Origin of the sequence: Bizionia sp. M204 (genome assembly GCF_023205095.1) — a bacterium.
Lineage (GTDB): Bacteria > Bacteroidota > Bacteroidia > Flavobacteriales > Flavobacteriaceae > Algorimicrobium > Algorimicrobium hallyeonense.
This window is the reverse complement of sequence record NZ_CP046242.1, coordinates 1878020-1891209: the sequence shown is the minus strand read 5'-3', so window position 1 is coordinate 1891209 and position 13190 is coordinate 1878020. Positions and strand designations below refer to the sequence as shown.

General features: G+C 35.4%; 12 protein-coding genes. 6 read left to right on the top strand and 6 right to left on the bottom strand.

Going from position 1 to position 13190, the window contains the following annotated elements; all coding sequences use genetic code 11:
• Positions 1 to 207 precede the first annotated feature (207 nt).
• Both GMA17_RS08520 and GMA17_RS08515 read right to left on the bottom strand, forming a co-directional pair.
• On the bottom strand, positions 208 to 567 hold the full coding sequence (locus tag GMA17_RS08520; protein ID WP_248395183.1) for a hypothetical protein: 360 nt from the start codon (positions 565 to 567) through the stop codon (positions 208 to 210).
• A gap of 262 nt (positions 568 to 829) precedes the next feature.
• Positions 830 to 3274 (bottom strand): S9 family peptidase, encoded by a 2445-nt coding sequence (locus GMA17_RS08515; RefSeq protein WP_248395182.1) that lies wholly within the window; start codon positions 3272 to 3274, stop codon positions 830 to 832.
• Between the two features lie 215 nt (positions 3275 to 3489).
• On the opposite strand from GMA17_RS08515, the gene GMA17_RS08510 reads away from it, so the two are divergent.
• Together GMA17_RS08510 and GMA17_RS08505 are read left to right on the top strand one after the other, a co-directional pair.
• Positions 3490 to 4500 (top strand): 3-oxoacyl-ACP synthase III family protein, encoded by a 1011-nt coding sequence (locus tag GMA17_RS08510; protein WP_248395181.1) that lies wholly within the window; start codon positions 3490 to 3492, stop codon positions 4498 to 4500.
• Between the two features lie 447 nt (positions 4501 to 4947).
• Positions 4948 to 5310 carry a CoA-binding protein gene (locus tag GMA17_RS08505; protein ID WP_248395180.1) on the top strand — a complete coding sequence of 121 codons (363 nt, stop codon included), beginning with the start codon at positions 4948 to 4950 and terminating at the stop codon, positions 5308 to 5310.
• On the opposite strand, the gene GMA17_RS08500 is transcribed toward GMA17_RS08505, so the two are convergent.
• On the bottom strand, positions 5287 to 6729 hold the full coding sequence (locus GMA17_RS08500) for a sodium:solute symporter (RefSeq protein WP_248395179.1): 1443 nt from the start codon (positions 6727 to 6729) through the stop codon (positions 5287 to 5289). The genes GMA17_RS08505 and GMA17_RS08500 overlap by 24 nt on opposite strands.
• Positions 6730 to 6809: 80 nt before the next feature.
• Between GMA17_RS08500 and recR the strand changes: the two genes are divergently transcribed.
• From recR to GMA17_RS08485, 3 genes are all read left to right on the top strand, one after another.
• Entirely contained in the window at positions 6810 to 7427 is a 618-nt protein-coding gene (gene recR / locus GMA17_RS08495; RefSeq protein ID WP_248395178.1) for a recombination mediator RecR, read from the top strand.
• 4 nt (positions 7428 to 7431) lie between these two features.
• A complete protein-coding gene (locus GMA17_RS08490; protein WP_248395177.1) occupies positions 7432 to 8538 on the top strand; it encodes a glycosyltransferase family 2 protein in 1107 nt (368 codons plus the stop codon).
• An 80-nt stretch (positions 8539 to 8618) separates the two neighbouring features.
• Entirely contained in the window at positions 8619 to 9917 is a 1299-nt protein-coding gene (locus GMA17_RS08485) for a dihydrolipoamide acetyltransferase family protein (protein ID WP_248395176.1), read from the top strand.
• A gap of 96 nt (positions 9918 to 10013) precedes the next feature.
• On the opposite strand, the gene GMA17_RS08480 is transcribed toward GMA17_RS08485, so the two are convergent.
• The 3 genes from GMA17_RS08480 to GMA17_RS08470 form a co-directional block, all read right to left on the bottom strand.
• Entirely contained in the window at positions 10014 to 10820 is an 807-nt protein-coding gene (locus tag GMA17_RS08480) for an alpha/beta hydrolase (protein WP_248395175.1), read from the bottom strand.
• Between the two features lie 61 nt (positions 10821 to 10881).
• A complete protein-coding gene (locus GMA17_RS08475; protein WP_248395174.1) occupies positions 10882 to 11412 on the bottom strand; it encodes a DUF421 domain-containing protein in 531 nt (176 codons plus the stop codon).
• Positions 11413 to 11512: 100 nt separating this feature from the next.
• Positions 11513 to 12172, bottom strand: a complete 660-nt coding sequence (locus GMA17_RS08470; RefSeq protein WP_248395173.1) for a hypothetical protein — start codon at positions 12170 to 12172, stop codon at positions 11513 to 11515.
• Between the two features lie 209 nt (positions 12173 to 12381).
• Here GMA17_RS08470 and GMA17_RS08465 point away from each other — a divergent pair, with 209 nt between their 5' ends.
• A complete protein-coding gene (locus tag GMA17_RS08465) occupies positions 12382 to 13158 on the top strand; it encodes a 3'-5' exonuclease (RefSeq protein WP_248395172.1) in 777 nt (258 codons plus the stop codon).
• The last annotated feature ends 32 nt before the right edge of the window (positions 13159 to 13190 follow it).

The window sequence follows — 13190 nt, the reverse complement described above, 5'->3', positions numbered from 1 at the left end:
AAAACGTGACAAACTGACATTTGCAGGATAAAAAAATGCCATTCTTAAAGGAATGGCATTTGAAGATGTTTTATAAAAGGGATTTCAAATATTGAGTATAATTAGAAACTTGCTCCTCGCTATAATGACCATTAAACTGTAAGTAATCACCATTTTTATTTATAATTAAAACAGCAAAACAGCTTTTTTTTCGACTGAAGAAATGTTTCAAAAAAAAAAGTTTGTTCTGTCAACATATAAGCCTTTAATCCCTTCGTGCTTTTCGGAACATAAAAAAACAACCAAAGAATTGCTTATATCTGTTTCTGAATAAAATTTTCTCCACCATTTTCCGCTGTTTATTTTATGGGTGTGATTATCAAAATGACAATCCGTTCTTAGTTGTGTATAATTAACAATTAATATGTCCTCTGAATCCCAATCAAATTGTAGTTTCGTAAATTTAAGTTCATCGGTACTTAATTTTCCGGCGAAATCGTATTTTAAATCTGTGTTTTCAAGATTGTTTTGACCATAAGAAAGCGAACAAACGATTAGCAGGATTGTTGGGAATACTGTTTTTAACATGTCATTTTTTTTATTTAATTCTAATATGTCGCTAGGCTGTGGCTTGTTTTTATAATAAACTATATATCTAGTAATGGGTTATCCCTCCAGGATTTTGTATCACCAAAGGTGTGTAAAATTAATAGAATAAATTCATAAAAAGATAAAAAGTACCAGAAGTGAGACATAAACAGAACAGTCATAAATAATGATGAATTTCCTCTATAATCTAACCTCTAAAAGTCCCGATAAAAATCGGGACGATCTCATCTTTTATTTCTATTTACTCTTTCATCGTATCTTCTGATGTCGTCACAACAGCCTTATTTTTCACATACCTCTCTAGCCATTCATCCTGTTCCCAAAGCATGTGTAAAATAGATTCTTTTGCTGCATAACCATGACTTTCTCTCGGCAACATAACCAAACGAACGGGTGCGCCTAATCCTTTTAACGCATTAAAATAGCGCTCACTTTGTAGCGGATAGGTTCCTGAATTATTATCGGCTTCACCATGAATTAATAATAAAGGCGTTTTCATGGTATCTGCATGCATAAAAGGCGACATGTTATAATATATTTCTGGCGCCTCCCAATAATTGCGTTCTTCACTTTGAAAACCAAAAGGTGTTAACGTTCTATTATAGGCGCCACTTCTAGCAATTCCGGCTGCAAATAAATTGGAATGTGCTAATAAATTCGCCGTCATAAAGGCGCCATAACTGTGACCACCAACAGCAACGCGATCTCTATCAATATAACCCAAAGCGTCAACCGCATCAATGGCTGCTTTTCCGTTTCCAACTAATTGCTTGATAAAGGTATCGTTTGGTTGTTCATCACCTTCACCAATAATTGGGAAAGCGGCATCATCTAAAACCACATAACCTCTGGTTACCCAATAAATAGGGGAGCCGTAATATGGATAGGTAAATTCATTAGAACTGGATGTATTTTGACTTGCGCTACTTTTATCTTTAAACTCACGTGGATAGGCCCATAAAATCATTGGGTATTTTTTGCCTTTTTCGTAATCGGTAGGTAAGTATAAGGTGCCCGATAAATCTAACCCATCATCACGTTTGTAATTAATAACTTCTTTTTTAACATTTTGTATGCTTTTAAATGGGTTTTCAAATGTAGTTAATGGGGTTAGGCTCTTCCGTTTTTTAATATGTCGGATGTAGTAATTTGGAAATTCATTTTTCGATTCTATTCGCACTAAAAATGTACCGTCTTTTGCGCTAATTGCCGAACTAATACTTTCTACTTTGTCGGTTAAGGTGGATTGGTATAAACGTGTGGTTTTTTGGGTTTCCAAATTCATTTCGTCTATAAATGGGAATTTTCCAGCATCGCTATACCCATCACCAATTAAATAGGCTTTGTTAGAATCTACATCTAAAACATATTCATTAAAATCGTTTTTAGTGTACACAAAACTTCCTGGATTGCTATACACATCTTGGTAATTTCTGTCGAATAAAACCGTTGGCTCTTGCTTGGCGTTAGATGGATTAAACAGGTAGGTTCTGGTATTTCGGGTGTTCCACCAATAATCGTTTGCAATGGCAACGTTATCGGTTCCCCAAGTAATACCACTAAAACGATCTTTCGTTTTTAAAAGTGAAGAGACTTTCCCCGTAAATGGTGCATCTTGTTGAAACACTTCATCTCGGAAAGGCACCTTGTTTTCCGGATCACCTCCATCTAAAACTTCAGCCCAATACAGGGTTGCCGGTTTGTCATTTCGCCAGTTAAGGTCGCGCATTCCTGTGCGTTCCGCCATAAAACCTTGTGGTAAATCTTCAATTAATGGCACTTGGAGCATGGATTTTACTAAATCGCCATTAGCTTTGTAAACGCTCGTTTCGGACGGAAATCTATAATAAGGTACCAAGTAAGAAAATGGTTTGTCAATAGTGGTAATCATCACATAATTTCCATCTGGTGAAAACGATAACCCACGATACATGGCAGTCGATTTCCAAAGGCTTGTGTTGCCATCCAATGTCACTTTGTACAACTCTGATTGTGCTAATTGTTCAAAATTATGCTCGTCATTAGGGTTTTTAAGTAAATCCTGATAGGTTCTATTTTGGGCTTTTACACCAGCTTCACTAACAGAAATTGTTGGACCTGTTGGAACCGCTTCTTTGGTGTTAATTAACGCTTTTCTATTTTCGGGAAGCATTTTAACTAAAAGGGCTTCGCTGTTTTTCAACCAAACGGCTGGATTGCCCATATTGGCGTTTAATTTAGCGTCTGTTAGTTTTTTAGCGGAAGCCTTTAAAATATCTAAAACCCAAAGTTCAGCACCAGATGTTACGGTATTAGTAAAGGTCATGTATTTTTGATTTGGCGACCAGGAGAAGTTAGCATATCTACCATTTTCAGGTAATCCTGCAACCGTTTTCGGATTTCCTTTTTGATTATTTCGAACTTCTATATTGGTGTAATAACGTGTTCGACTTCCAATATTGGTGACTGGATTAATCCGTAAACCACCCAAACGCATTTCGGTTTCCGAGAGTTCCTCAATCGTTTTATAAGCACTTCGGTATAGGAATACAATATTTTCGCCTTTACTATCCATGCGAACACTTGGCGCAAGTGGCGCTTCCGCTAATTCTAAAATGTTTTGATGGGGTTTTTGATAGGTGAGATTTTCTTGTGCATAACCTGAAATTACAAATAAAAACAGGCAGCATGTCAGCAATGATTTCATATTTAGAGGGTGTTTTAATGAAGCCTAAAGATATCAAAAACATTTTTGAAACCAAGGTGACTTGGCATAGGAACGCCTATTTATTATGCGTGCATAACGAATACGATTCGCTTTTGAAAACTCTTACAAAGTAAATAGTTAAATTGCGCACAGATTAATCATGCAATTTCCGACAGGTTTTAGTGAATCCGGAAATGAATAACAAACAACTTTCAATGTATAATTCTAAAATAATCGGTTTAGGTCATTATGTGCCTGATAATGTGGTTACAAATGACGATTTGTCTAAATTGATGGATACTAATGATGCTTGGATTCAAGAACGAACCGGTATTAAAGAACGTCGTTGGGCTGTAAAAGGATCTGATGATACTACAGCCACCATGGGTGTAAAAGCCGCAAAAGTAGCTATTGAACGTGCGGGAATTGATAAAGATGATATTGATTTTATTGTATTTGCTACTTTAAGTCCAGATATGTATTTTCCAGGACCTGGTGTGCAAGTACAGCATGCTTTGGGTATTAAAACTGTTGGTGCTTTAGATATAAGGAACCAATGTTCAGGTTTTGTTTATGCGATTTCTGTAGCAGATAATTTTATTAAAACGGGCATGTATAAAAACATTCTTGTTATTGGTAGTGAGTTGCATTCACATGGATTAGATTTAACAACGCGTGGTCGTGGTGTTTCCGTTATTTTTGGTGATGGAGCAGGTGCTGCTATTTTAACCCGTGAAGAGGATCCAAATAAAGGAATTTTATCCACCCATTTACATTCAGAAGGTGAACATGCTGAAGAATTAGTACTAGTGGCACCCGGGATGGGGAAACGTTGGGTGAATGATATTTTAGAGGATAACGATCCTAATGATGAAAGTTATTATCCACACATGAATGGTCAATTTGTTTTCAAAAATGCCGTTGTGCGTTTTAGCGAAGTGATTATGGAAGGTTTAGAAAAAAATAAGCTTCCTGTAGATGCCATAGATATGTTAATTCCACATCAGGCGAATTTACGAATCTCTCAATTCATTCAAAAGAAGTTTAAATTAAATGACGATCAAGTCTTTAATAATATCCAGAAGTACGGAAATACCACAGCGGCTTCTATTCCAATTGCATTAACAGAAGCATGGGAAGAAGGTAAGATTAAAGAAGGCGATACCGTTGTTTTAGCCGCTTTTGGTAGCGGTTTTACTTGGGGAAGTGTCATTATCAAATGGTAAATTCCTGCGAGCTCAGGAACCTCTAAATAGACAAGGGGTTCTGCGTAGCTATTCTCGAAAACAATTGAACTATTAACGCATAAAAAAACCCGAAACATTACTGCTTCGGGTTTTCTCCTATTAACCAATTTAACTAACACTAAACTATAAATTAAATAGTTTGAATGATTACTTAAAACTTATCACTTACCTATATAGACGTAAAAAGTTTGTTTTTATTTCATAGCTTTTTACTTTTAACGTTCATTTAACACAAAAAGCAAAAACCCAAGGCTTTTACACCTTGGGTTTTCTGTATTTAATAGTCAAACACTAACACTAACCATCAACTATTAAGTAGACTATTAAATATTTATTTTAAATACCTAAATTGGTATATATCAATATAGACGAGTACATTTGAAAAACGTTACGCTTATTTTTGAGTTTAACGCTAAATTAACAGCTATGAGTAAAAAAACATTAGTAGTAGGTGCATCCTTAAAACCAAATCGGTATTCCAATATTGCCATTAATCGTTTAGTAAACAATCAGCATGAGGTGGTGGCTTTCGGATTACGTGGAGGCACGGTTGCGGGTGTTGAAATAGATACCGAATTAAAGTCGTATTCAGACATTGATACCGTTACCCTTTATTTAAATCCGCAACGTCAAGTGGAATACTACGATTATATTATTTCCTTAAATCCGAAGCGTGTTATTTTCAATCCTGGAACTGAAAACCCGGAATTTTATAAACGTTTAGACACGGCAAATATTGAAAGTGAAGTAGCGTGCACACTCGTTTTACTTTCTACGAATCAATATTAAACCCAAGTAGGTGAGGAGTCCGTTTACAATTAAAATTTCAAAACCAATTTTATAACCGTTAAACAATTCCGCTGAATACATATTTATAAAATAAGATAGGATTGGTGCTATTACAGCAATAATCCACACGTACTTGTCTTTTAATTCGGCTTTGGTTAAAATTCCAAATGCAAATAACCCTAATAATGGACCATAGGTATAACCCGCTGCTTTAAACAATTCCCAAATGACGGATACATCTTTAAAAAGCGAGTCAAAAAGAATAATGACAGCCACTAAAACAATGCTCACCATAATATGAACGCGTTTTCTTATGCCTTTTTGTTGATCTTCAGGTTTTTTATCGAGTTCAATAATGTCAATACAAAATGAGGTGGTTAAAGAGGTTAATGCCGAATCTGCACTAGAATAGGCTGCTGCAATTAATCCAAGAATAAAAAATGCCGATGTGAGCACGCCTATTTCAGGCATCATGGCAATAGTTGGAAATAAATCATCCTTGGTTGCCGTAATCCCATTTTGTTGCGCATATTGGGTTAGCATTAACCCTAAAGCTAAAAATAATATATTCACGAAAATGAGTACAATACTGAAAACAACCATGTTTTTCTGGGCATCTTTTAAATTTCGACAGGTTAAGTTTTTCTGCATCATATCCTGATCCAATCCTGTCATGGTAATCGTTATGAACATACCAGCTAAAAAGCTTTTTATGAAGAATTGTGCGTCGTTAGAATCGTCTAAAAAGAAAACTTTACTCATGGCACTATCTTTCACATTCGTATAGATTTCAGACATACCATTTAAATCTAAAGCCGTGGCTAAAAATGAAATGGTAACGACTACCGAAATTAACATAAACAGTGTCTGCAAGGTATCGGTAAAAATAATGGTTTTAATTCCACCTTTAAAGGTGTATAACCAAATAAGCGCAATAGTAATAATTACGGTTACAGGAAAAGGCATACCTAAATTATCAAACACCAAAAGCTGTAATACTTTGGCAACTAAAAAAAGCCTGAAGGCCGCGCCAACCGTACGGGAAATTAAAAAAGCTACCGAACCTGTTTTATAACTCGTGTTTCCAAACCGATCTCGTAAATAGGTGTAAATGGAGGTTAGATTCATCCGGTAATACAAAGGTAAAAGCACATAAGCAATTACGAGGTAGCCAAAAAAGTAACCAAATACCACTTGCAAATACCCAAACTGTTTGGTTTCCACCGCACCTGGAACCGAAATAAAAGTGACACCAGACAAGGATGCACCAATCATTCCAAAAGCTACTAAATACCAAGGCGCCGATTTATTCGCTTTAAAAAAGGCATCGTTGGAATCTTCCTGCCCCGTAAAATAGGAGATCAGAATCAAAACAATAAAATATGCGGCAATTAGAAAAATAATTTGCGTTGGGCTCATATAGCTATAAAATGTAGCGCCAAAATACAAATTACCATTGTATATGCAATTCTTAAATGGAAAATCGTAAATTCGCGGCTATGGAATTTTCATCGAAACTTTTAGAGAAAGCGGTTAACGAAATGTCCCAATTACCAGGAATTGGTAAACGTACGGCATTGCGTTTGGTTTTGCATTTGTTAAATCAGCCTGAAAATCAAACGGTTCAGTTAGCAGGTGCTTTAAAAACCATGCGTTCGGATATTAAGTTTTGTAAAAGTTGTTATAACATTAGTGATGTAGAATTATGTGAAATTTGCGCAAACCCCAACCGGATTAGTGATGTAATTTGCGTAGTGGAAGATATTCGCGACGTTATGGCTATTGAAAACACCAGTTCTTTTAAAGGGTTGTATCACGTTTTGGGTGGTAAAATTTCGCCTATGGATGGTATTGGTCCGCAGGATTTAAATATTCAAACTTTAGTAGAAAAAGTAAAATTAGGTGATGTAAAAGAGTTAATTTTCGCATTGGGTTCCACCATGGAAGGCGATACGACCAACTTTTATATTTACCGACAAATTCAAGATTATAATGTGGTAACATCCACCATTGCTAGAGGTATTTCAGTAGGAAACGAATTGGAATATACTGATGAAATCACCCTTGGACGAAGTATTGTAAACCGCATTCCTTTTGAAGCATCCCTAAAATCGTAAGTATTTGAAACTATCCATAATTATATTAAATTATAACGTTCGCTATTTTTTGGAGCTTTGTTTAAAAAGTGTTGAAAAAGCCATTGAAGGACTTGATGCCGAAATTATTGTTGTGGATAATCAATCGCCAGACACCAGTTGCGAGATGGTAAAAGCCCTGTTTCCAAATGTAACATTAATTGAAAACCCGTCGAATGATGGTTTTTCAAAAGGCAATAATTTAGGCGTAAAACAAGCCAAAGGAGAATATTTGTGTATTCTAAATCCGGATACCATTGTTGCCGAGGATACTTTTAAAATACTGTTAGAATTTGCCGATAAACAAACTAATTTAGGAATTGTTGGCTGCCGACTTATGGATGGCACGGGAAGTTTTCTGCCAGAAAGCAAGCGTAATGTTCCAAAACCAGCTGTAGCTCTTAAAAAATTATTAGGCAATCCAAATTCATATTATGCCAACCAATTGGATGAGTATGGAACTGGTGAAGTTCCTATTTTTGTTGGTGCCTTTATGTTGCTTAAAAAAAACGTGTATTTAAAAGTTGGAGGTTTTGATGAAGACTATTTTATGTATGGTGAAGATATTGATTTGTCTTACAAAGTTTTAAAAGCAGGATATAACAATTTTTACAATGGTAGCACAACGATTATTCATTATAAAGGTGAAAGTACGTTGAAAGATGCCAATTACGCCAAACGTTTTTATGGCGCTATGCAGATTTTCTATAAGAAACACTTTAAGAACAATGTGTTATTTGATAGCATGGTTTGGTTTGGTATTCGCGCCGCATATTTCATGCGTTCAGAGCCGGAAGTGGTTAAAAGTAAGCGCCAATCTTATGTTTTTTTAACAAAAGAAGCGACACATCTTCTAGAAACGACTTTAGAAAAACCCGTGGCTTTAGTCCAAGAAGTAACTTATGTAGATCCATTTACGGAGGTTATTTTTGACGCCAATACCTTCACATACAAATCAATTTTTCAGCATATTACCGATTTAAAGGCATATGAAGGTATTTCATTTAAAATTCTACCAAACAATTCCGATTTTATAATTGGTAGTAATAGTTCTAAAAATCGCGGAGAAATTCAACTATTAAAAAAGAATTAAATAATAAAACGGCAATGAATTTGATGATTTTTCATTAATTTTGCAGTCGAAATTAAAAAACATACGGTTTAGTTACAGATATGGCAAAATTTGAATTAAAACTCCCGAAAATGGGAGAGAGTGTAGCAGAAGCAACCATTACATCTTGGTTAAAAGAAGTAGGTGATGCTATTGAAGCAGACGAAGCAGTTCTTGAAATTGCAACGGATAAAGTGGATAGTGAAGTTCCTAGTGAGGTTGATGGTGTTTTAGTTGAGGTCTTGTTTAACGTGGACGATGTGGTTCAAGTTGGTCAAACCATTGCTATCATAGAAACAGAAGGTGGTTCTGACGAAGTTGAATCGTCTCCAAAATCAGAATCTGTTAAAGAATCAGCTCCAGTAGCAGAAGTTTCTAAAACAGTAACAGCAGCTCAAGAAACTGCCGCTCCTGTTGCATCGTCAGATGATCGTTTTTACTCACCATTGGTGAAAAACATGGCGAAAGAAGAAGGCGTTTCACAATCGGAATTAGACGCTATTTCTGGTACAGGTAAAGATGGTCGTGTTACAAAAAACGATATGCTTGGGTATTTAGAAAACCGTTCGGCAGCTCCAAAAGCTCAGCCAGCGCAACAAGCAGCTCCAAAACAAGCAGAAAAACCAAAAGCAACCCCAGTAATTGCTTCAGGTGATGATGAAATAATTGAGATGTCCCGAATGGGCAAATTGATTGCACATCACATGGTAGAATCGGTGCAAACATCTGCTCATGTTCAGAGTTTTATTGAAGCTGATGTTACCAAAATATGGAATTGGCGTAAAAAAGTAAAAGATGGTTTCATGAAGCGTGAAGGTGAAAACTTAACCTTTACACCAATTTTCATGGAAGCCATTGCAAAAGCGTTACGTGATTTCCCAATGATGAATATTTCCCTTCAAGGAGACACCATTATTAAAAAGAAACATATTAATTTAGGTATGGCAGCGGCTTTGGGCGATGGTAACTTAATAGTTCCCGTAATTAAAGATGCAGACCAGTTGAATTTAGTTGGAATGACCAAAAAGGTAAATGATTTAGCCAACAGAGCTAGATTAAACCAACTGAAACCAGACGATATCCAAGGTGGAACTTACACCGTTACGAATGTTGGAACCTTTGGTAGTATTATGGGAACACCAATTATCAATCAGCCACAAGTAGGAATTTTAGCATTAGGCGCTATCAGAAAAGTACCAGCAGTTGTGGAAACACCTGAAGGCGATTTTATTGGTATCCGTTACAAAATGTTCTTATCGCATTCTTATGATCATCGTGTTGTAAATGGTGCGTTAGGAGGTCAGTTTGTAAAAGCCGTTAAAGATTATTTAGAGGCTTGGGATTCTAATCGCGAGATATAATTAAATCCCTTTGAAAAAAGGGATCTTAAAATATAATGAGCAAAAAGCACAATCGGAGGATTGTGCTTTTTTTTGATTAGTTAATTCTACATTATTTTAATTAAAACTCCAAACCAAAGCCTTCTTCTTCGTTGCTCTAAAAATAGTGTTGTGTTTTTCATTCGGTTCATCAGAATAGGTCCACGTTAAATTTTCAGGTGCAGCTTCTTTAAAAATCGTTTCAAGACTTCTAGTGTGTTTGGAAATATCTTCTGCTCCAGAACCGGCAAACCATAGTTTTTTATTTTCCTTAGGAAACTGACTTAAATGATTTTTGGTTTCTTTGACTAAATTGAAATCGTTCCACCAAAGTGATGGATCCATCGCAATGAAAATATCAAAAGCTTGTGGTTGTAACATAAACGTTTCCATAACAAAAAGTCCTGCTAACGATTCGCCAATAATTCCTTTTTTATTGGTTGTTCTATATTTAGTATTAATATCTGGAACTAATTCTTCGGTTTTAAACGCGCGAAAATTTTTGGCGCCATCTGTTAAAGGGCAATATTCGGCATCGGCTTCTACTTCAGAAAAACCTGTTAAATCGCGAGCTCTTTCCGTGTTTTCAATCCCAACCACAATAAAAGGTGGAATCTGCTTTTCGGCAATAAGTTTGGCGAGGGTATTTGCCATGTGCGGGAAATCTTCTTTTATACCGCCATCAGGCATATAAAGTACCGGAAATGATTGTTCTGAAGTTTCGTAAGTTGACGGTGTCCAAACATTAATTACGCGTGTTTCATTAACGGCAGTGGATTCTAAAGTAAAATTATCATGCGTAGGAATCGGGTCATTAGGTTGCGGACTGTTATTGCAACTCACGCAGAAAAAAAGTAAACTAATTGCCGAAAATAATTTAGTCATTTTTCAATTTTATTTGAATTAGAATTTTAAAGATAAATATTTTATCTAATTCAGATGGAAATTATGGGGTTTCTCTTACATCTTTTAAAATATCGGATTGCAATTCAACAGAATCAGAACTTGATGCTTTATGTAAAACAGAAATATCACCTGTAGATTCTAATACGACCGCGAGAACTTGGTCGAAATTTGTCACATTTGCTTCACGCAATTTAGCTATGAGCTGCGATTTATGAATTCGCGCATGTTTTAAGTTGGATTCCAAAATGCTGTTTCCTTTCATTAATAATAATGGCTTGTTGGAGATTAAGGAGTTTAGAGCAGGAAAACGCCGTTGTAAGAATGAAAATATAAAAGTCAGCACCAATAAACTAGCAATAGCCGTGGAGCCATGAGCAACTGTTGTGCTGGATGTCAACGTTGCCGATATAATACTACCAATGGCAATGGTAAAGGCAAAGTCGTAAGCGGTGAATTTAGCAAAAGATCGTAAACCAATAAGTCGCGTAAGCAATATAACAACTATAAACACTAAAACACTTGCTAAAAAGGTGATTAAAATAGGGTCGTTTATTTTGTAAATCCAGTCCATAATATGTTTTTTCTATTAGAACCAAAATTTACAGGTTTCCTTATTGGTAAACTAATCATAATAAAAAATATATGTGCTGTATTACGAAACACGATTTCTTTTAACTCACAGTCCTTTTTTCTTTTATTTTAATAGTCATTTTTCGTTTCCAATAAATAATATAAATAGTGCCTATTACTGTAGGTGATAACCATCCAATGAGATTATTTACACCAATTCCAGCAATAAAAAATGCGGTTATAGATGTTATTAAAGCGCCGTTCATTTTGCCAAGATGTGCAATAAGCCAAGCATTTTTGGGTTTGCTTTTATTGTTATAAAAGAGAAAATCTTTGATAGTTAGTAGCATGCCAAATCCACCAAAAAACAAAAATAAAATACTCATAGCATTACTATTAGTGCTTAAATAGATTCCAAAAGCAATCATGAATACAGAGAATAGGAACATGGTGCCCGAAATGATTATGTCAAACCAATTGGCTTGTGTATTGTTTTTGAATTTTAGTGCGCTGTTCCCAGCTAATACTAAATAAATGGTAAAGACACTTATTACAAATAGAAATACGTTTTCATGATTTGGCATCCATGAAATGGGAATAGAAATTAGCGAACTTGCTAGCATGCCAATGGAAAACAATTTCCCCATTTGTTTGTGATGTGGACTTCCTTTTTTAACTATAATACTACCCATTCCCGTTATAAGTCCCACGCCTCCAAAAAAGGCATGAATATAAATGGCTATTTTAATGATATCTTCCATGTGGTTGGTTTGTTGATTTGCAAGTCAAAAATCATCTAAATAAAATGGTTCTCGAATTTTAAGGATCTCAACTGTTTCTTTTTATGGACGAGTTGTAATAAATGGTTATGTTAGCCTTTTTTAAAATTACTAAAATGTTTAACTAAGGTTTATCAATTCCAAAAGGGCTTTTTTATTTATTCTATTTACCTTTGTGCAAAATTTATAATATGAAACTTAATCTTACCAAACCCATTTGTTTTTTCGATTTAGAAACAACCGGAATCAGTATCACTTCTGATAGGATTGTAGAAATAGCCATCTTAAAAGTTCACCCAAATGGAAAAGAAGAATCTACACGTTGGTTGGTAAATCCGGAAATGCCTATTCCGGCAGAAGTTACTGCTATTCACGGTATTTCAGATGCTGATGTTGCCAATGCCCCAACCTTCAAAGAATTGGCCAAGGAGGTGAATCAGATGATTAAAGATTCAGATTTAGGTGGTTTTAATTCTAACCGATTTGATATTCCACTTTTAGCCGAAGAAATGTTACGCGCTGATGTGGATTTTGACATGAAAAATCGCGTATCTGTGGATGTGCAAACCATATTTCATAAAATGGAGCAACGTACATTAAGTGCGGCTTACAAATTCTACTGTAATGAAACTTTAGAAGGAGCGCATAGTGCTGAAGCAGATACCAATGCCACATACGAAGTTCTTAAAGCGCAAATAGCAAAGTATGACACGCTAGAAAACGATACACAGTTTTTAGCAGAATTTAGCTCGCGCAAAAAGTTTGCAGATTTTGCTGGTTTTATTGCATATAATAAGCAAGGTGAAGAGTGTTTTTCTTTTGGAAAACATAAAGGCAAATTAGTAACTGAAATTTTAGAAAAGGAACCAGGCTATTTCGGTTGGTTGCTAAATGCTGATTTTCCATTATATACTAAAAAAGTATTGACAGCTATTAAATTAAGAGCCTTTAATAATAAATTGGATTAGTCATTTAGCTTAAACGATTTAAAGCTTAACAA

Coding starts and splice junctions, on each gene's coding strand:
- GMA17_RS08480 (WP_248395175.1), bottom strand. CDS start 10,820: ATGACTAAATTATTTTCGGCAATTAGTTTACTTTTTTTCTGCGTGAGT.
- GMA17_RS08470 (WP_248395173.1), bottom strand. CDS start 12,172: ATGGAAGATATCATTAAAATAGCCATTTATATTCATGCCTTTTTTGGA.
- recR (WP_248395178.1), top strand. CDS start 6,810: ATGGAATTTTCATCGAAACTTTTAGAGAAAGCGGTTAACGAAATGTCC.
- GMA17_RS08515 (WP_248395182.1), bottom strand. CDS start 3,274: ATGAAATCATTGCTGACATGCTGCCTGTTTTTATTTGTAATTTCAGGT.
- GMA17_RS08465 (WP_248395172.1), top strand. CDS start 12,382: ATGAAACTTAATCTTACCAAACCCATTTGTTTTTTCGATTTAGAAACA.
- GMA17_RS08485 (WP_248395176.1), top strand. CDS start 8,619: ATGGCAAAATTTGAATTAAAACTCCCGAAAATGGGAGAGAGTGTAGCA.
- GMA17_RS08510 (WP_248395181.1), top strand. CDS start 3,490: ATGTATAATTCTAAAATAATCGGTTTAGGTCATTATGTGCCTGATAAT.
- GMA17_RS08505 (WP_248395180.1), top strand. CDS start 4,948: ATGAGTAAAAAAACATTAGTAGTAGGTGCATCCTTAAAACCAAATCGG.
- GMA17_RS08500 (WP_248395179.1), bottom strand. CDS start 6,729: ATGAGCCCAACGCAAATTATTTTTCTAATTGCCGCATATTTTATTGTT.
- GMA17_RS08520 (WP_248395183.1), bottom strand. CDS start 567: ATGTTAAAAACAGTATTCCCAACAATCCTGCTAATCGTTTGTTCGCTT.
- GMA17_RS08475 (WP_248395174.1), bottom strand. CDS start 11,412: ATGGACTGGATTTACAAAATAAACGACCCTATTTTAATCACCTTTTTA.